This is a genomic window from Kribbella sp. NPDC051620, assembly GCF_044453825.1.
Classification (GTDB): Bacteria; Actinomycetota; Actinomycetes; order Propionibacteriales; family Kribbellaceae; genus Kribbella.
In genome coordinates, this window is sequence record NZ_JBITDB010000007.1 from 273103 (window position 1) to 291382 (window position 18280).

General features: G+C 68.4%; 11 protein-coding genes. 4 read left to right on the plus strand and 7 right to left on the minus strand.

Going from position 1 to position 18280, the window contains the following annotated elements:
• Nucleotides 1-5 precede the first annotated feature (5 nt).
• Nucleotides 6-590: a DUF6529 family protein gene (locus ACIA12_RS34575; protein WP_396371497.1), complete on the minus strand. Its 585-nt coding sequence runs from the start codon at nucleotides 588-590 to the stop codon at nucleotides 6-8.
• A gap of 132 nt (nucleotides 591-722) precedes the next feature.
• On the opposite strand from ACIA12_RS34575, the gene ACIA12_RS34580 reads away from it, so the two are divergent.
• Complete coding sequence (locus ACIA12_RS34580) at nucleotides 723-1778, plus strand: aldo/keto reductase (protein ID WP_396371498.1); 1056 nt, start codon at nucleotides 723-725, stop codon at nucleotides 1776-1778.
• A 103-nt stretch (nucleotides 1779-1881) separates the two neighbouring features.
• On the opposite strand, the gene ACIA12_RS34585 is transcribed toward ACIA12_RS34580, so the two are convergent.
• The gene (locus tag ACIA12_RS34585; RefSeq protein WP_396371499.1) at nucleotides 1882-2307 is read right to left on the minus strand and encodes a MarR family winged helix-turn-helix transcriptional regulator; all 426 of its coding nucleotides are present in this window, start codon (nucleotides 2305-2307) and stop codon (nucleotides 1882-1884) included.
• Nucleotides 2308-2351: 44 nt separating this feature from the next.
• Between ACIA12_RS34585 and ACIA12_RS34590 the strand changes: the two genes are divergently transcribed.
• On the plus strand, nucleotides 2352-2774 hold the full coding sequence (locus tag ACIA12_RS34590; protein ID WP_396371500.1) for a VOC family protein: 423 nt from the start codon (nucleotides 2352-2354) through the stop codon (nucleotides 2772-2774).
• A 2-nt stretch (nucleotides 2775-2776) separates the two neighbouring features.
• Here the strand turns inward: ACIA12_RS34590 and ACIA12_RS34595 are convergent, their stop codons facing one another.
• From ACIA12_RS34595 to ACIA12_RS34605, 3 genes are read right to left on the minus strand one after another with little or no spacing between them, the layout of a single operon-like run.
• Nucleotides 2777-3082 (minus strand): hypothetical protein, encoded by a 306-nt coding sequence (locus ACIA12_RS34595; RefSeq protein ID WP_396371501.1) that lies wholly within the window; start codon nucleotides 3080-3082, stop codon nucleotides 2777-2779.
• Nucleotides 3083-3138: 56 nt separating this feature from the next.
• Nucleotides 3139-3765 (minus strand): response regulator, encoded by a 627-nt coding sequence (locus ACIA12_RS34600; protein WP_396371503.1) that lies wholly within the window; start codon nucleotides 3763-3765, stop codon nucleotides 3139-3141.
• Nucleotides 3762-5072 (minus strand): sensor histidine kinase, encoded by a 1311-nt coding sequence (locus tag ACIA12_RS34605; protein WP_396371504.1) that lies wholly within the window; start codon nucleotides 5070-5072, stop codon nucleotides 3762-3764. Before ACIA12_RS34605 ends, ACIA12_RS34600 begins: the two co-directional genes overlap by 4 nt.
• A gap of 85 nt (nucleotides 5073-5157) precedes the next feature.
• Here ACIA12_RS34605 and ACIA12_RS34610 point away from each other — a divergent pair, with 85 nt between their 5' ends.
• Entirely contained in the window at nucleotides 5158-5775 is a 618-nt protein-coding gene (locus ACIA12_RS34610; RefSeq protein WP_396371506.1) for a TMEM175 family protein, read from the plus strand.
• Between the two features lie 35 nt (nucleotides 5776-5810).
• Here the strand turns inward: ACIA12_RS34610 and ACIA12_RS34615 are convergent, their stop codons facing one another.
• On the minus strand, nucleotides 5811-6530 hold the full coding sequence (locus ACIA12_RS34615) for a siderophore-interacting protein (RefSeq protein WP_396371507.1): 720 nt from the start codon (nucleotides 6528-6530) through the stop codon (nucleotides 5811-5813).
• Nucleotides 6531-6630: 100 nt separating this feature from the next.
• Between ACIA12_RS34615 and ACIA12_RS34620 the strand changes: the two genes are divergently transcribed.
• Nucleotides 6631-9279, plus strand: a complete 2649-nt coding sequence (locus ACIA12_RS34620) for a GNAT family N-acetyltransferase (RefSeq protein WP_396371508.1) — start codon at nucleotides 6631-6633, stop codon at nucleotides 9277-9279.
• 8 nt (nucleotides 9280-9287) lie between these two features.
• On the opposite strand, the gene ACIA12_RS34625 is transcribed toward ACIA12_RS34620, so the two are convergent.
• Nucleotides 9288-18266, minus strand: coding sequence for a DNA/RNA non-specific endonuclease (locus ACIA12_RS34625; RefSeq protein WP_396371509.1), 8979 nt, complete (start codon nucleotides 18264-18266; stop codon nucleotides 9288-9290).
• Nucleotides 18267-18280 lie beyond the last annotated feature (14 nt).

Sequence of the window (18280 nt, forward strand, 5' to 3'; positions counted from 1 at the left end):
TCCTGTCAACGCAGTGGGACGCCGGATTGAGTGAAGTACCAAAGAGCCGCGCTGGCCCAGGCCCCGATCAGCAGGGCGAACAGCAGCCCGCCCGAGATCGGCAGTGCCCAGCTCGGCATCTTGTTTGCCCGCAAGGCGAGCATCTTGGTGGTGAACGCGCCGTAGAAGGCGCAGCCGAACAGCGAATGCAGAGCCGTCCTGGTGTCGAACGTGCTGAACCCGAGGCTCCACAAGCAGTGGTACGCGACCGGCAACGTCGCAACGAACGCCACCGCGCCGCTCCACCGATGCAGCTGCGACAGCACCGCCGGTGCCTTGCGCTTGACCGGCAGCCGCCCATACATCCACATTGCCGACACCACCTGGAAGACAGCCAGTACGACGGCCGCTGTGGCCAACCAGGCCTTCATCGGCGTGAGATTCGTGAACCCCACGATCAACGCCAACGGCCTGCCGGTCGGCGTATGCGTCTTTCCGTAGAACCCCAGAGAGACCGCGACCAGCGCGCCGACGACGGCAAACCCCAGCAATACAACGGTTCCCCGCCCTATCGGCCGCTTGTCCGGCGGCGCAACCACGTCCGTACTCATGTCCCCTCCAGCTGGCTCGTCTGCGGTCTATACGTGGCTGTTCGCAAACCGGTTCAACGGGCGGTGGCTTGACCTAGAGAAGGCTCTAGCTCCTAGGTTCTGCGCTAGACCACCTGAACCTAGGAGTTGGACATGCGCTACCGCACACTTGGCGGGACCGGTATCGAGGTGAGCGCGCACTGCCTCGGCACGATGATGTTCGGCTCGGTCGGCAACCCCGACCACGCCGACTGCGCCCGGATCCTGCACACCGCCCTCGACCAGGGCATCAACTTCGTCGACACCGCCGATATGTACTCCAGCGGTGAGTCGGAGGAGATCGTCGGCAAGGCGCTGAAGGGGCGCCGCGAGGACGTCGTACTGGCCACCAAGGTGCACTTCCCGATGGGTGACGGCCCCAACCGCGGCGGCAACTCGCGGCGCTGGATCACGTTCGAGGTCGAGCAGAGTCTGCGACGGCTGCGCACCGACTGGATCGATCTGTACCAGGTGCATCGGCCGGATCCGGCGACGGACATCGAGGAGACCTTGTCGGTGCTGACCGACCTGGTCAGGGCCGGCAAGATCCGCGCCTTCGGCTGCTCGACGTTCCCGGCCGAGGATCTCGTCGACGCGTATCACGTGTCCGAGCGACGCGGGTACGGCAAGTTCCGGACCGAGCAGCCGCCGTACTCGCTCGTCACCCGCGGCATCGAGCGGTCGATCCTGCCGACGGCGCAGCGGTTGAACATGGGCGTACTGACGTGGAGCCCGCTCGCCTCCGGCTTCCTGTCCGGCAAGGTGCGCAAGAACCAGCCGGTGGATCTGGCATCGGGACGGGCAGCGCTGACGCCGCATCGCTTCGACCCTTCGCTGCCGGCCAATGCGTCGAAGTTCGACGCGGTCGAGCAACTGGCCGAGCTTGCCGACTCGCTCGGCCGGACGCTGCCCGAGCTGGCACTGGCGTTCGTCACGTCGCACCCGGCGGTGACGTCGGTGATCATCGGCCCGCGCACGATGGACCAGCTGACCGGCCTGCTGAAGGGCGCCGACCTCACCCTCGACGACGCCACCCTGGACCGCATCGACGAGATCGTCCCACCCGGCACCGACCTCCACCACTACCAGTCCGACGGCCTCTGGCAATCCCCCGCCCTGACCAACCCCGCCCTCCGCCGCCGCCCCGCCCCCGACCGCTCCGCCGCCTAACCCCAGCCCCCGCCCCGCTTGCCCCACCTCCCCGCCCGTCGTCCCTCCCATGCAATTTGGGTGGGGCGGCGAGGGGCGACGACGAACGGCAGTCTGGCGGAGGTCAGTCGTCTCGCCGGTGGATCTTCACCGCGAGGTCGCGCAGTGTTGCCCGTTCGGCCGGTGTCAACGGGGCCAGCGTTGCCTTTTCGACCTCTCGTACTACGCTCCGCCCAGCCGCCAGCGTCTTGCGCCCACCGGCGGTCAGTGTCACCCGATAGCGCCGGCGATCGGCCGGATCGCGATCCCGCGCCACCAGCCGCCGGTCGATCAGCTCGTCCATCAGCCGGACCATGTCGCTCGGGTCCATCCCCAGCGCCGCCGCCACCACGTTCTGCGCGACCGGCCCGCGCTCGTCGACCTCCGCCAGCGCGGCGAACTGCCACAGCGTCAGCCCGGGCTTCTCACCCAGCCGGTCGGCGATCGCCCGGCGGCTCGCCACCGCCACCTTGTGCAGCACGAAGGTGGTCGTTCCCAGCAGCGTCTCCATCGTCCTATTGTAGGCTTCGACCAATAGTTGGTACTCACCCACTAATGTTCGGAGAGTCGACGATGGATGCGCTCTACCCGCGACTGCTGGTCCGCGATTTCCCTGCCGCCGTGGAGTTCTACCGCGGTGTCCTCACTGACCTGTTCGGCGTGCAGCCGGTCAAGGTGGTGCCCGAGGCGAGCTACGCGAACTGGGATCTCGACGGCCAGGCAGTCCTGGTGCTCTTCGGCCGCGCGATGATCGCCGGCACGGTGGGCACGACTGAGCTGGCTGCCGAAGTACAGGCGCAGGACCGGTCGATGCTCGTCTTCAAGGTGGACGAGGTCGACGCCGCGGTGAAGGTCTTCACCCAGTACGGCGGCACAGTGGTCGCCGAGGCGCAGGACCGGCCGCAGTGGGGACCGAACCTCCGCACCGCCCACCTCCGCGACCCAGAAGGCAACCTGCTGGAACTGCAGTCCTACTGAACTCACTTGTGGCCTTTGGAGGAGTCCTCCGAGTGCTTGCCTTTCCGGCCGCCGTGGTCGTCGTCCGGGGTGGCGGTTACGGCTGCTGGCTTGGGGTGGACGGTGGCAGGTGGCGGGAACCAGAGGGGCGCGGGCGACTGGCCCGGTGTGCCGGGGTCGAAGGCTGACCAGACTGCCGTAGTACCGGCGACCAAGCCGGCTGCTGCGATGAGGCCGAGCAGGGCAGTACCGACCCACGCGAGGTAGCGGGTCGACCGTGCGGACTCCGTGTCCGGCCGCTGGGTCTGCAGCACTATCGGGCGGTCCATATCTCGATGGTGAACCCAGTAGTCGGCTCCAGACCATCGGACCTTGGTACTAGTACCTACTGCTCCGCCCGACGCTGGCGCTGCACCCACAGCGCGGCCTGAGTACGGTCGGTGACTCCCAGCCGCTGGTAGATGTTGGTGAGGTGCGCCTTGACCGTGCGCTCGCTGATGCCCATCCGGCGGGCGATGAGCTTGTTCGGCAAGCCGTCGGCGACCATGTCGAGCACCTCCTGTTCCCGCCCGGTCAGCTTGAACTCCGGCCCGGGACTGCGCCGGTTGGTCAGCAGTACACGCGCAGCCTTCGGGTCCAGCGGCGAACCACCCGCAACCACCTCGCGAATGCCGGCCAGGATCACCTCGGGCTCGCTGTGCTTCAGCAGATACCCCTCCGCGCCGGCCTGCAGCGCATCGAGAATCCGTGCCTGATCGCTGAAGGAGGTCAGCACTAGCACGTGCGCGGCCGGGTCCTGCGCCACGATGCGCGCAGTAGCAGTGACTCCGTCAGTCCCCGGCATCGACAGGTCCATCAGTACGACGTCCGGCTTCAACTCCGCCGCCAGCGCCACCGCCTCGTCACCGTCGCCGGTAGCGCCCGCGAGCTCCAGGTCGTCGGTAGTACCGAGCAACTGCGCCAGCCCGGTCCGTACGATCGCGTGGTCATCGACGATGAGTACCCGAATCATCTGACCGGCACCTCGACTTCCACTCGCGTCCCCTGGCCTGGCGCGGCCCGTACGGTCAGCATGCCATCAGACTCAGCCAGCAGGTCGCCGATCGACCGCAGCCCAAGGTGCCCGTCGCTACTGCGCTCATCCAGCCTGGTCTCGTCGAACCCACGCCCGTTGTCGTCAACCACGAGAGTTGCCTTGCCACTTGCGCGACCGGCCTGGATGAGCACCTCCTGAGCACCACTGTGAGCGGCAACGTTCCGTATGATCTCCTGCGCCGCCCGGAACAGCAGCGCTGCCACAGCCGGCGGCAGGTCCTCCGCCCCTTCGGTCTCAAGCCGTACTGCGACCCCATTGCGCTCCAGGCCCGCCGCTAGCTCAGCTAGTGCGGACGCGAGCCGTTCCTCGGCCAGGTTGGGCGGGTAGATGTCGACGAGCAGGGTGCGCAGCGAGCCGATACTGCCCCTCAGCCTGGTCGCGCTGTCGGCGATCAGGTCCGCCCGCTGGCCCTCTGTCGGCTTGCCCAGCCGCATGGCATCCAATGCGTAGTTCAAGCCGGTCAGCTCTTGCACTACCCCGTCGTGGAGCTCTCCAGCGATCCGCCGTCGCTCTGCGTCGGAGGCGTCCACCGCATGCTGCAGGAGTCGCTCCCGGTCGCGCTGCTGCCGCTGCACCCGCCGGGCGAGGGACCAGGCGAACGGGATCTGCACCAGCTCCAGCAAGAGCAGTGCACCCAACGACGGCGGCGCGAACCGCTTCCATGCCGCCTGACCGGCCTGGGTGACCGCTTGGTACTGGAAGTAGGCCTCGAAGAGCATCGGTTCGCCACCCGGGCCGCGCACCCCGACGTACACCTCGAGCAGTTTCTGGTACGGGATCTCGAACTGGTTCTCCGGCCGGCTGAGGTCGCTGACCTCGGACTCGCTGCTCCCCTGGATGCGGAGCGCCTCGGTCTCGTCCGGGTCGAGCGGGAACGTCTGGCCGATCAGGCGCCGCTCGTCGGAGTACACGATCTTCCCGCCGGCGCTCCACAGCTTCACCCGGACCAGTGAGCCCTGCAGTACGTACCGGCGCATGGCAGCGTCAAAGGCCTGCAGCGCTGCCGCTTGCCCAGCGACCACGCTGGCGTCCAGCCGTGGCTCCACAACACCGCGCGCGGTCACATAGGTCACCTCCCGCGCCGACTCACTCGCCTGCTCGGTACCAGCCTCGCGCGCGACGTACGCGATCAACGCGGCCAGCGACAGCAGCACAATCACCCCGGCCGCAGTGAAGCGCACCAGCAAGCCGACCGTGGACACCGGCGCACGCTCATCGACCATCCTGGGATCGTATGCGCGCCTCCACCGTTCCGGCAGCCCGACAAAAGTCCTAGTACCAGCGCCGCCCAGGTGTCAGACTCGCCGCGTGAACGCACAGCCCGACCTCGCCGAGACCAACCGGATCGAGGCCTTCAGCGACGGCATCTTCGCCATCGCCATCACCCTGCTCGTCCTCGAACTGCACATCCCCGAACTGGAGCCGGGCGAACGCCTGTGGCCCGCGCTGGTCGACGAGTGGCCGCAGTTCGGGGCCTACCTGACCAGCTTCGCGATCCTCGGCATCATGTGGATCAACCACCACTCGATGTTCCGCCAGATCAAGCGCGCCGACCGCGGGCTGATGTTCCTCAACCTCGGACTGCTGCTCTGGGCCGCCCTGCTGCCGTTCCCGACCAACCTCTTCGCCGAGTTCCTGCAGGACGATGACAGCAACGCGCACGTCGCGGCCGCCGTGTACAGCACCAACCTCACCCTGGCCGCGATCTTCTTCAGCGCGATCTGGTGGTACGCCCTGCGCAACCACCTCGTCGACCACGAGATGACGGCCGCCGAACAACGCAGCTCCGTGCTCCGCTACTCCGTCGGCACACTTCTCTACGCGGCCGCGATCGGCCTGTCCTTCATCTCAGCCCCCGTGACCCTGCTCGTCCTGTTCCTGCTCGCCGTGTACTACGGCTTCGAACAGATCCGCACCCGCGGCTGACTCACCCGAAGCGAGGACCACCAGCCGACTGCCGGTTACGCCGCGCGCCAGTACCCGAGTGCTTTGACGCGGTCCTTCGGGAGGGACAGTTCCTTCAGCAGGTACGACGTCAGCGTGCGCGTCGTCTTCGTGTCGCAGGCGACCCAGACGAAGGTGCTGGCCGGATCGTCGATCAACCCCGGCAGACTCGCCTTCACCTCGGCCACCAACTGGTCACCCTTGCGCGGCACGGTCCGCAACTCGTGATGTGAAGGATCGATCCGCAACGGCAGCTCGGCGTCGGAGGCGTGCGTCGTCTCGAAGAAGATCGTCGCCGGCAGCTTCGGCGCCACCGCGAGCAGCGAGTTGATGGCCGGCAGCGAGGCCGGGTCGCCGATCACCAGCATCCGCGGCGGCAGCGGATCCGGTACGACGAAGTCCGTCCCCTGCAGCGTCGCCTCGATCGTGTCGCCGGCCTTCGCCGTCAACGACCAGTCGCTCGCAATGCCCTCGTGCAGCGCGAACTCCAGGCTGAACGTCCCGGCTTCGACATCAGGATCGACCAGCGTGTACGCCCGCTGATGCGGCTTGCCCGCGTGCTGGAACCACAACCGCACCCACATCGTCGGGTGCACCCCGGCCACTCCGAGCAGCCCGCCATCGGTGAAGTGCACCCGGCGATAGCGCTCGGTGACCTGCTCGGCACCCGTCACGGTGAACACGAAGTCCTTGCCCCGGAACAGCTTGAGGACGACACCCTCCCAGCCATGCCCCACGACACACGTCCCTTCCGATCGAGCCAGAATAGGCGGTTGCAGCCCAAGAACCTGACTTGTAAGTTAGCGCAGCCTAACCTAACTAACGCGAGGATGACGAGTGAACGCCAAGGTCGACCGGGACACCTGGGGTGTACCGCACTTGAGAGCCGGCGACCCGCTTGCACTCGCCTACCTCCAGGGCCGCAACGCCGCGACCGACCGGGCTTGGCAGATCGAGCTCGAACACCGCCGCGCGCTGGGCACCAGTGCCGCCTTCCTCGGCCCCGAAGCGCTCAGCTGGGACACCTTCGCCCGCCAGGCCCGCCTCGCCGACACCGCCCAGCGCTGCTGGGAGAACCTCGACGAAGACACTCGCGAATGGGTCTCGGCGTACGTCGACGGCGTCAACCACAGCCTGCCCGGCGCCGCCCTGCGCGCACCTGAGTTCGCCGAGACCGGCCTCACCCCGCAGAAGTGGGAGCCGTGGGCGCCGCTCGCCATCTGGATGGGGATCCACATCCTGTTCGCCGGTTTCCCCACCAAGCTCTGGCGCGAGCACGTCGCCGGCCACCTCGGCGACGACTACCTCGACCTCTTCAATGCCGAAGGCCCCGACACCGCCGGCAGCAACGGCTGGCTGATCCCCGGCCACCGGACAGCAGCCGGTACGCCGATCATCGCCGGCGATCCCCATCGCTACATCGAGAGCCCCGGCGTCTACCAGCAGATCGGCCTTGCCTGCCCCGAGTACGACGTCATCGGCCTCGCGGTCCCCGGCATCCCCGGCCTCGCCCACTTCGGCCACACCGGCGGCGTCGCCTGGGCGATCACCAACGCGATGTCCGACTACCAGGACCTGTACTCCGAACAGCTCCGCCGCACCAACCCGCGCGACAGCACGGCCGGCCGCACCGGCGACAGCACGGACGGCAGCACTGGCATCGAGGCGCTCGGCCCCGACGGGTGGCGGCCGGCCACCCGGCACACCGAGCTGGTCGAGGTCGCCGGCGCCGACCCGATCGAGATCGAGCTGATCGAGACAGCCCGCGGCCCGGTCATCATCGGCGGCCCGGACGAGTCGCAGGCGATCAGCCTGCGCTACCCACCCCGAGTCACCCACCGGATCGGCTTCGAGGTCCTGCCCAAGTTGCTCAAGGCAACCACCGTCGCGGACATCGACACGGCCGTCGACCGCTGGGTCGAGCCGGTCAACGTCGTGATGGCAGCCGACACCGCAGGCGGCCTGTTGCACCGGACGGCGGGTCTCGTCCCGATTCGGCACGAGGACAACCGCCTGCGCGTAGTACCGGCCTGGGAAGCCGAGCACCAGTGGCACGGCTGGCACGAGTCGATGCCGCGGGCAACGGTCGACGACGCGGTGGCGATGGCCAACACCCGTCACCTCGCCGAACCGCTCGGCGTCGACTACGCCGCCCCGCACCGCTACGACAGAATCACCCAGCTACTCCACGAGCGAACCGACTGGACCGTCGAGACGATGCCGGTGATCCATCGGGACACCTTCCTGGGCTCGGCAGACTCGCTGCTCGGTCTGCTCAGAGACCACGAGGACCTGTCGTCCGAGGCAGCCACTTTGCGTGAGCGTCTCCTCGCCTGGGACAAGCGAATGGAGGCATCCAGCACGGAGGCCTCCAGCTACGCAGCCCTCCGCAAAGCCCTGGTACGCCGCCTCGCCGAGCACCCCACCCTCGCCGTTCTCGATCAGGACGTGGACGTCCCCGAGATCTTCGCTCCCTATCTCGAGACGACCGCGCACACCTACTTCGCACTGGAGAGCCTGATCGCGGCCAAGCTCCCCGACGTCAACGTCAACTGGCTGGCCCGCGAAGCCCTCGAAGAAGTCGCCCACCACAAGCCGCGCGGTCCTTGGGGTGAGACGCATCAGCTGGCTCCGCTGCATGCTCTGCGGGGACCGGTCTTCGCCGCCGGAGAAGAGCACTACGAGTTCGCGCTGTCCGGCGACCACCACTGCGTGATGTCCACGTCGAGTCTGCCCGGTCTGACCGACGTCTGCATCCGCGCCTCTGCCGCCCGCTACGCCTGGGATGTCGCCGACCGCGACAACAGCGCGTGGATCGTCCCACTCGGCGCTTCCGGCGTACTGGGCGACGCCCACCACCACGACCAACTTCCCCTCTGGCTGCGCGGCGACCTGGCCCCCGTCAACGGCGATCTGACCCCCGAGGACCAAACCTTCGAGCACCACGTAGAAGGTCTCGGCCTGGTGCGGATCCGCCCAGTCGTACCCGCCGGAGACCTGGGCCTCCTGCACGAGTGGGTCACCGCCGACCGCGCCGCCTTCTGGGGTATGACCGGCCAAACCCGCGAGCAGATCCTTGCCACGTACGAGTTCCTCGACTCCGTCCCCACCCACCACGCCTACCTCGCGGAACTGGACGGCACCCCGGTCGCCCTCTTCCACACCTACGACCCGCAAGCCGACCCGGTCGGAACGGCGTACGAGGTCGAACCCGGCGACCTGGGCATGCACTTCCTCATTGCCCCCGGCGAGGCCCGCCCCGGCTTCACCGGCAACCTCTTCGTTGCCCTGGGCACCTTCATCTTCCACCACCACGGCCACCCCCGAGTCGTCGCCGACCCGGACGCCACCAATACCCCGGCCATCACCCGGATGACCCGTACCGGCTTCACCCTCGGCCCCATCGCCACCTACACCCAGCACGACAGCACCGCCAAAACCGCCCAACTGGCCTTCCTCACCCGGGCAACCTTCATCGGCGGCTGACAGCCGGCTCAGCCGCCGCCTGAGTTCCGCTCAAGTTCCTGCTGTGCCCGCCGCAGAGCCAACAGGTAGGACGACGCGGTATGCACCGAGCCAGGGAAGTACAGGACGGGTGATCGTGCCAGCGCGGGCGACCGTGCCGGCGCGGGCGCCGACGGCGACGGCGAGGTTGGGACAGCCGGTACAAGGCCCTCGATCATCGCCCGGTAGTCAGCCGTGGACATCGTGAGGTAGGCCTCGCCAGTCGCGACCGCTGGAGTGGCGCGAGTCACAAGGACCCGCTCGCCGCCGCTGCGCTGCAACTTGCTGCGAGCCACCTTCACGTCGTACTCGACGCTCACCTTGACTGTGACGACGGATCCCTTCTCGTACCGGCTCAGCTCACCTCGCGCGCCGCGGACATCGGTGACCGTGTCCGTGAGTTGTTCGCCCGAGGTCATCCCGCCGCCGAGTACCGCTCCGTCCAGGGTGCCGCCGCTCGTCACGGGGAGCAGCCTGCTCGAGGTCGTCGTGTGCGAGACCGTCGCCATGCTGCGGTTGACCTCGCCGATCTCGACCCCGTCGGTCGGACCGCTCAGCAACTGCACACCAGTGACCCGCGCGCGGACACCGACATCGACCACCTGACGCACCGTGTCGGGCACCGCGAACCGCATCACCTGACTGTCCGGCGAGGCCGCCCGGCTGAAGGACGCTGCCCGGACCGCTGCCGACAACACGCTCGTCAAGCGGTCCCGGAGCGACCGGATGCCGTCCAAGGACAGGATGTCCGGCCGGGCAAGCTGCTCATTGATTGCCGCGAGCAAGGAGTTCTCCACCTCGGCGGACCCCACCGTCCCCTCGACGAAGTAGGTGCTCGGGAGGACGACCTCGCCCGGCTGGACCGGCCCGGGATTCGCGGCGTTGGTCCAGTACCGAGGTACCAGCTGAACCATCGAGCCCTTGAGCTCGACCGGCGCGGGAGCTATCGCCGGAGGTCCCGGTATCGCGGTACGCGCCAGCCGGCCGCGAGTCGGCCCGCCGGCGACCGGCTCGTGGACGACCTCGATACTGAGCCGCACCCCGCGCTGCATCCGGGTCAGGCCGTCGAAGGTCGCCACCCGCTCGATCCGGACCCGCTGCTCCGCATGCGCCACTGATCCGTCGCCCGACCGATCAGTGCTCAACGAACCGCCGTGCCCGGCGTCGATCGAGCCATCCGCGCCCATACCGGCCGATCGTCGGTTGGCCACGGTCCTGCTCTGCTCGTCGTAGACATAACGCTGGACCGTGCTGATCGTGGTCTTCCCCGTCTCCCCGAGGCTGACAGCGTCCTCGGTCAGCATCGCGCGGATCCGTACCGCGACCCGCTGCCCCTTCAGCGCACCCGGCTTCCCGACCGGATAGGTCCGCGCGAACCCGTCGGGCCCGAGCATGTCGTCCATCCGGCCCCACCAGCGTTTGCCGGCCAGCTCGGCGAACAGCGCCTCGGCGAGGACGGGATCCTGCTCGGCATCGATCCCCAGCTGCTCACGCAGTTGTGCCTTCACCTGCTCCACCAGGCGAATCTCGCTGTGCTGCCCATCGGTCAGCTCGATGCCCTCGATCAGGCTCGCGCCGAGGTTCCGCTGGAAGTGGCCGGGCAGGCGGGTCGGCTCGGCCAGCTTCTCCGCCAGCGCCAGCGCCTGCGTCAGCCGGGCCTCACCTGTGGAGGGCAGCGGACGGCCGACCAGCTTCCCCGCCAACGCGTTGATCGTGTGGTCCGCGGCCAGCGCCGGTACCGGCGTACCGGAGGCTCGTGCCGCGGCCAGCTCGGCCCGGTAGGTCCGGACGAGTCTCGCCGCGTCCGGGCGGCTGAGCTCGAGATCGCCTTGCAGGTAACGCTCGACGGCATCGGCGACCTGATCCAGCGGCAACGACAGTTCGGCCTGGCCGTAGAACCGCAGGGCGTCGATCTCGGACAGCTGGAAGACCGTCTCCGACCGGCTCTGCGCGGGAGCCAGCTTGTCGACCGCGAGATCGAACATCACCCCCGCCTTGAAGACGTACTGCCGTCCCACCTCGATGATCTGCCGCTCGGTCCCCCAGACCGACTGCTCCTGCTGGGTCCGGGTAGTTCCAGTACCAAGGCTCCCGTTGATCCCACCGCCGCTCGAGTCCTCGGCCGCGCCCGCCGAGAACCGGGCCGTGCTGTTCCCTGAGCTGCCGGCCGAAACCCCGTTGTTGCTGAGGGCAAGCACTATGTCGCCGGACACCCCTTCGGTGACCGACACCAGCTCGGCGCCCTGCACCGTCCCTGACAGCGACACCGTACTGCGCTTCGACGCCGGCCCCCAGCCGCGAACCACAGCGGCCGTCCGGTAGCCGTCCTGGGTCCATTCGGGGTGAGCGATCAGGTTGCGCGGACTCAGGAACGCCGCAAGGTGCTGCAGCGCGGTCGCGTCCGACGTCAACGCCTCCGGCAGCCCGCGGATCAGGTCCTGCGCTCCCAGTGCCAGGACGACCGCCCGGTCGAGCACCTTCTGGGCGACCGGGCGGTTCTGGTCGACGACGGTCGCCGTCGGCGCGGAGTACGGGAGCAGGTCGGAGTCGAGCAGAACACGGGCCGAGGTCCCGTCGACGCCGGCATGCACGAGCTCGGGGCCGCCTGCGGTCAGTTCCGTCACGACCAGTCGATGCGAGATCTCGAAGACCGCCAACGGCGACGTACTCTCCACCAGGGTGACCCGATTGACCGTCCCACCGGTGAACCAGTTCAGAACGCGGCCCAGCGACCGCCGTCCGTAGGAGACATCGGCCTTCGTGTCCACTGTCTGCGCCGGTCCGCCATCCGAACTCACCCCTATTGGGCTCGCGGTCCAGGGCAGCGCGCGGCTCACTTCGCCCGACCGTCCAGCCGAGTCCGAGCCGATGACCAGCGTCACCATCGACTCGTCCGAGGTCACACCGACCGCCTTCGCCGTGCCCTGCTCGATCGCGATCCGCAGGCTGACAGTCTCCGTCGGCCCGGCCGAATCCGAGCGGCTCAAGGTCACCACCAGGCCGCCCTGGGCAGCGGTGTCGTAGCCGGCCTCGAGCCGGTCTGCCGACAGCTGGGCTTGGAGTTCAGCGAGGTTGAGCAGTTGGCTGTGCCGTTCGAGCGGGTCGGACGACAGTCTGGACAGGTCCGGATTGCCGGCCGCGTCGAGATCCGGCAGGAAGCCGCGTTCACTCAGATGCGCGACGATCGATTCGAAGGCCTGCTTGCCACCGGTCACGGCCTGCACCGCCCATGGACCGGATCCGCGGAGTCGTCCCAGGGCATCCCGGGCCCAGGCGGGGAGTTCGAGCTTTCGGCCGGCGAGGTCGACATCGGTCCGGATGTCGCCCCGGAGTACTGGCTGTCCGTTCTCGATCAACGGGGTGCCGTCGGCGGCGCGTACCAGGACAGACTCGTCCACGGGAAGCCCGGCGCGATAGGCGTCATTGGCCTGAAGACGGACCAGCCCGGCGCTGTTGCCTTCCGCGGTGCCGACGGTTCGGGTCCCCAGTACGAGCGTCACCTTGTGGTCGAACACCAGCCTGTACCCCTGGGTCGGACCGGTGAACCGTTGACCGTGAATCTGCAGCGCCGTACCGCCGGCCGACAGCCCTTCCGACCGGGAGGCACTGTGGCCACCCGTTGCCCCCGGCCCCCAGTTGATTTCGGAGCCGTCGACATCGGTGAACCCTTCGCCGCCGAGGCCGGTGGCCGTCGAGACGGAGACGCCCGCGCCGAAGTTCTGCCGGGCACTCGCGGTCCCGCTGTCGATCCGGTTCCGCTCCTGCCAGTGCGCCGTACTCTGACCACCGACCAGCTCGGCCTCCTCGTAGCGGACCGTCGTCTCCACCTGCACATGACCGACCGGCTTGCCGGCGACCATGAGCGGACGCAGTACGGCGTGCTCGGTCGACTCGGACAACCGTCCAGGGAGGTCCTCGGTCAACGCGGCCTGGAGCTGCTCGCGAACCTGCCGTGCGGCACCGGCGCCGAGCTTGCGGATCTCCTCGGCGAAGGTCGCCTGGACGTCGTCGTTGAGAGCATGCAGCCCGCTGATCGCGGAAGGCACGTGGGGCGGCAGGACCTGCTTGGCAGCAGGGTCCAGATCGGCGCGCTGGACCAGGCGGACGGACGGATCGTCGACGTACGTGTGCGAGATCCAGGCTCTGAGCTCCTTGCTGTCACCTTGGTTGCCCGTAGCAACCTCACCCGCCGCGAGCCAGGTGGTCGTCCCTTGGCGCCGGATGTCGAGTTGCCAGCCGGCCTTGCCGCTGAGGAGCAGCGCCTCGCCGCGGTTGTTCTCGACCCCGGCGCTCTGCGCGTAGGCAGCGGCATTCGTCGTCACGGACCGCTTCTGGTCCGATGAAACGGTCAGCTTGAGCGTCAAGTGTTCGCCGACCCACTGCAGTCCGGGGACGCTGCTGAGCAACCTGATCAGGGCAGTGAGCGACAGCCGGTTGCTGGAGCTGGTCGTGCTCGTCTGGGTCGTCGCCAGCCGGCGGCCGCCTTGCGGGAACAGCCCGAAGACCATCTCGGAGAACTTCATCCCGGGGTTGGTCACCTCGGCTAGCTCGGAGAGGTTCAGCCTCACTCGCACCTCGGCGACGCGGGCCCTGCCGACCCGGAGTACGGCCCCCTCCGGCCCGGCGACGTTGCGGAACTCGGCGCTCAGAAGTTGCTGGAGACTGGTCGCGGTGAACTCATGGTCGATGCCACGGGCAACCAGTTCGGCATTGAGCTGCTCGGTGAGCCGGGTCAGGTGCGGCAGCGTCCCGGTTGGGACCAGGCTGGCCAAGGCGGCAGGCGCCGGAGCCACTGTGGCCATCAGTTGCTCGTACGCCGCTAGGTCGGCTGCTGCGGCCCGGGTGGCATCGGCGAGTTGGTCCGGCGCGGTGGCGGCTGTGTCGGCCAGGATCTGGTCGTAGCCGGTCGCTGCGGCCTCGACGTGGCTGAGAGCCGTCTGGTACTTCGCCGCGAGCGCCCGGTGCCGAGTCTCCACCTCGGTGTTTTTTTGGATCTCTTTCCCGGCCTCGCGAGTCCGGGCGAATCGGCCGTTGTCCTTGGCATTCATGGCCTTTGTCAGGTCACGTTCGGCCTTTTCTCTGGCACGGCCCGCTTCGGCAGCTGCCTCGGTCTTCGCTCTGATGCGGTCATGCAGGGCGGTCAGGACGTCGTCGAGCGCCTGCCGTCGGCGGGCGACCTCGGCCTTGTACTCTGCCAGTGTCGGCGGCGTCGTACTGGACTCCCAGGGATGAGCGGGTGCTACCCGGCCACGGGCCTCGATCGCCTTCGCGAGCCCCTCGATGTCGTTGCGAAGGTCGAGCTCGGCTTGCTGGTCCGCGGGGAGACCGGTACGCCGCGCCTGCTCGACCGCTTCGGCCCACTGCCGGGTGAGCAACCGATGCTCGTTGAACTGGGCGTCGACGCATGCGTTGTGCTCAGCGCCGGTCAGGCGGCCCCACAGGCGTCGGATCACGCCCTGCGGCGGGCTGTTGAGTTCTTGCATGGTGTGGCTGATCTCGTGGACCCCGACCCGGGCCAGGATCGCGTTGTGGACACCTGGCGCGACTGTGAGCTGGTGCGGGTCGACGTCGGTTCCGGCGCCGATCGTCGTCGCCGCGAGACTTCCCCGGCGTACCGGACCGATCTCCACGTGGAAGTACTGCGAGTCGGCGCCGGGGATGTCCACCCGGAAGTCGACCGGCGAGATCGGCTGCACACCACTGATAGCACCACCGAAGTCGCTCGTCTGCAGACCAGCGATCGCGGCCACAACGTCCGCCGGGGTGAGCACCGGAGCACCGACCGGCCGGCCGTCAGCGACATACCGCGTGTGAGGCACCTCCGGGCTATGCACGGTGTCACCCCGATGCCCACCCTCAGACGGGTCGACCGGTCCGTTCTCGGGGTTCAGAGCCCGGCGGATCGCGCCGCGATCACTGTCAGCCGTCCCGGTGGGCCCGGCCTGCGTGGTCGGGTCTGAAGAACCAGGGCTCGGCGGGTTGGACGTCGTAGGACCCGACGACCGATCGCCGGCCGGGGTGGTGGTGGGCGGGGTGGCCGGGGTCGTACTGGCCGGGGCGGTGCTGGGCGGAGTGGAGGTGGCGGCACCGCTCGGCGGAGTAGGGGTGGTGGAACCGCCCGGCGGAGTAGGGGTGGTAGGGCCGCTTGGTGGAGTGGGGGTGGTAGGGCCGCTTGGTGGAGTGGGGGTGGTGGGGACGGAGGGCGGGGGGCCGGTGGGGGGTGAGGGGGGTGGTGTGGTGGGTGGTTCGAAGAGGTTGTCGGTGTTGGGGGCGAAGACCTTGATTCTGGGGGTGGGGTAGCGGGTGTAGATCTGGCCGTTCTGGTTGATGAAGGTGCGGCCGCCGGCCCAGATGACTCGGCCGGTCGAGTCGGTCACTGTGTAGGTCACGGTGACGGAGTCGGGGCGTTTTTGGCCGGGTGGGACGCGGACGACGAGGTCGATCTCGTGGCCGCTCTTGATCCAGGCGACCCACTCGTTCTCCAGTTTGCGGAAGGCGCTGTTGTTGAGCTGCGCGGCCTGCGGGAAGAGGTTCTGCAGAACTGTCTCCCGGAAGAACCGCCAGGCCAGCGCGTGACCACCCTGGTCACCGGCGGTACCACGGCCGGCAGCCTCCGCCTGCGCCTTCGCGTCGGCGGCTGTCCGGCCGCCCCCGCCGTGGTCCTCGGCCAGATGCGCGTGGACCGATCGCAGCCAGCCGTTCTCGTCCGAGAACCACCGGGCTGTGTTCTTTCCGGAGCTCTTGGTGCCGGTGTCGTTGATCGGCCCGCGCGGCTTCTGGTCCGCCGGCGCGATCACTGGCGAGTTCTGATCGAACCAGCCGAACTCACCCGGTTCCGCGCTCTCCTCGGCGGTACCGGGAGGATCGACCGGGCCGACCGGACCCTGCGGACCGGTCTGTGCGGGAGGTTTGCCCGAGTCGTTCGACGAGCTCGTATGGGCGGGACCGTTCGCGGGAGCAGAAGAGCTGTCGGTGGTGTTGCTGTCGGCGGCCCTGACCGCCGCGGCGGCAAGCGCGAATGACGATCCAGGCGCGGGGATAACCGGCGTCGCCGGATCCCTGGTATGGCCGTCTTCCTGGACGGATTGATCAACCGGCGCGGGCGATACTTCGCTGGTCTGCTGATCCGTGGTCTCTTGGCTGACTGAAGCGTCGTCGTGTTGCTCGGAACCGCTCTGCTGGGAGTCCTTCGCCTTGTCGACCGGCGCGGGGGCGACGGGTACTCCTTGCTGCGTACTGCTCGAAGGCGAGGCATTGGCAGCCGAGCCTGAATGGCTAGCTGTCGCTCCGCTGGCAGGCTGCGCGTGAACCTGGGTGGCGGCCGGCTGCGCATGAACCTGTGCGGCAACGGGCGCGACCGTGGCCGCACCGTCGGTGCTGGTGGATGAGTCCGTTGCCGAGCTGTTGGTGCTGTTGGACGAGTCCGTTGCCGAGGTGTCGGTGCTGTTGGTCGGGGCGTGGTGGGCTGATGTGTCCGGCTGGGCCGAGTCGGTGGTCAGGTGATCGGTGTGATCGCCGCCGAGGTGTTGTTCAGCGCCGACCTGATTGGTGGGATCACCGCCGGGTGCCTGGCTCTCTACAGTCTGATCCGTAGGGTTTTCTGCAATGTCAGCCTGGTGCTCGCCGGAGTGGGCGTGCTGGGTTGGGTCGGTGTTGTTCTGCTGATCGTGTGCCGACTGGGCTGCCCGGGCGTTGTGATCTGCTGCTGTACCTCGCCCAGTAGCAGAGCCTTGGTCGGACCCGGAACCACCAGAGGCGTCAGCACCAGAGCTGCCGCTGTGGCTACTCGTCCCACTCTGCAGCGAGCCCTGGTTCCCGGCTGCGCCTTGGCCTGGGGTGGTGGAGCCTGGAGCGGCGCTGGTCGCGCCGGCCTGGGCGGGTGTGTGGACGGGCGGGTTAGGCCCGGGATCGATCGCTGGGTTCGCGGTCGCGTGCCCAGCAACCGGTGGGGCGATCCCGGCGGCACTCGACCAAGCGTGTCCGAGCTGAGTACCGCCCAAGGTGCTGTGCGCCCGCATCGCGCCCAGCGCGCCGGCCCCGAGGCCCTGGTCCAGGATCGCCTGTCCGTACCCCGCGATCGACAACTCCTTCAGCTTGCCGTCGGCGATGGCCTGCGCGGTGGTACCGGCGATGGGCGAGGTGATCCCGTTCACCACGAAGACGTGCGTACCCTGCTCGACATGCTCGACCAGCGCAGCCTTGATCGGCGCGATGCGGGTCGGCGACGGAAGAGCTCGGGCCAGCCCACCGGTGATCCGGGATGCGCCCCGGCCCAACGGTCCCAGCGGCAAAGCCAGGATCGCGCCGCCACCACCGGCCCCGGTGTTGATCAGGATCTGCTTCGGGTCGTACTCGTCGCGGTAGCCGAAGTTCTTGCCGATGAACTGCGCGGTGCCCTCGATCACCGCCTCCTCGAACCCCTCCATCACGATCTCTTTGGCCAGGTGGGCGAGGGCCGGCCGGAGGCCCGCGGCAGCGTGCCCCATCGCACCGGCGGCGATCCGGACCAGGTTCGCCAGCCGGGTCGCGATCGTCGCGGCCATCCGCCAGCGGAACAGGTCGCCGATGCCCGGCGGGAGCAGGAAGCTGAGCGCGAAGAGCGCGATGTTGATCGCGATCTCGACCTTGATGGTGAGCTTGATGTGCTGGATCGTCTCGGCGTACTTGTGCGCCGTCCGGGCCATCTCGCGCATCATCGCGACGAGTTCCTCGTGCCCGGCCGAGCCCATGCCGCCACCCGGGCCGGCGCCGGCGGTGCCGTTGGCAACCGCGCTGAGCTTGCGCGTGAAGGTCTGGCCCGCCACGTCGGGCCAAGCCGTCATCACCTGGCTGACGGCTTGGTTGGCCAGCGCGATCGTCGCGACCAGCGCGTCGGCGACCTTGTCCCAGTCGTTGCCGAGCTGTTCGGCGATGTCCTCGTTGTCAGGTGGCCAGAGGTTGTCGCGCTGGGCCCTGATCCAGAGCCACATCTCCTCCGTGGGTT

Excerpts from the sequence above, each read along its gene's own strand:
- ACIA12_RS34575 (WP_396371497.1), bottom strand. The coding sequence starts at position 590 with ATGAGTACGGACGTGGTTGCGCCGCCGGACAAGCGGCCGATAGGGCGG.
- ACIA12_RS34580 (WP_396371498.1), top strand. The coding sequence starts at position 723 with ATGCGCTACCGCACACTTGGCGGGACCGGTATCGAGGTGAGCGCGCAC.
- ACIA12_RS34585 (WP_396371499.1), bottom strand. The coding sequence starts at position 2,307 with ATGGAGACGCTGCTGGGAACGACCACCTTCGTGCTGCACAAGGTGGCG.
- ACIA12_RS34590 (WP_396371500.1), top strand. The coding sequence starts at position 2,352 with ATGTTCGGAGAGTCGACGATGGATGCGCTCTACCCGCGACTGCTGGTC.
- ACIA12_RS34595 (WP_396371501.1), bottom strand. The coding sequence starts at position 3,082 with ATGGACCGCCCGATAGTGCTGCAGACCCAGCGGCCGGACACGGAGTCC.
- ACIA12_RS34600 (WP_396371503.1), bottom strand. The coding sequence starts at position 3,765 with ATGATTCGGGTACTCATCGTCGATGACCACGCGATCGTACGGACCGGG.
- ACIA12_RS34605 (WP_396371504.1), bottom strand. The coding sequence starts at position 5,072 with ATGGTCGATGAGCGTGCGCCGGTGTCCACGGTCGGCTTGCTGGTGCGC.
- ACIA12_RS34625 (WP_396371509.1), bottom strand. The coding sequence starts at position 18,266 with ATGTGGCTCTGGATCAGGGCCCAGCGCGACAACCTCTGGCCACCTGAC.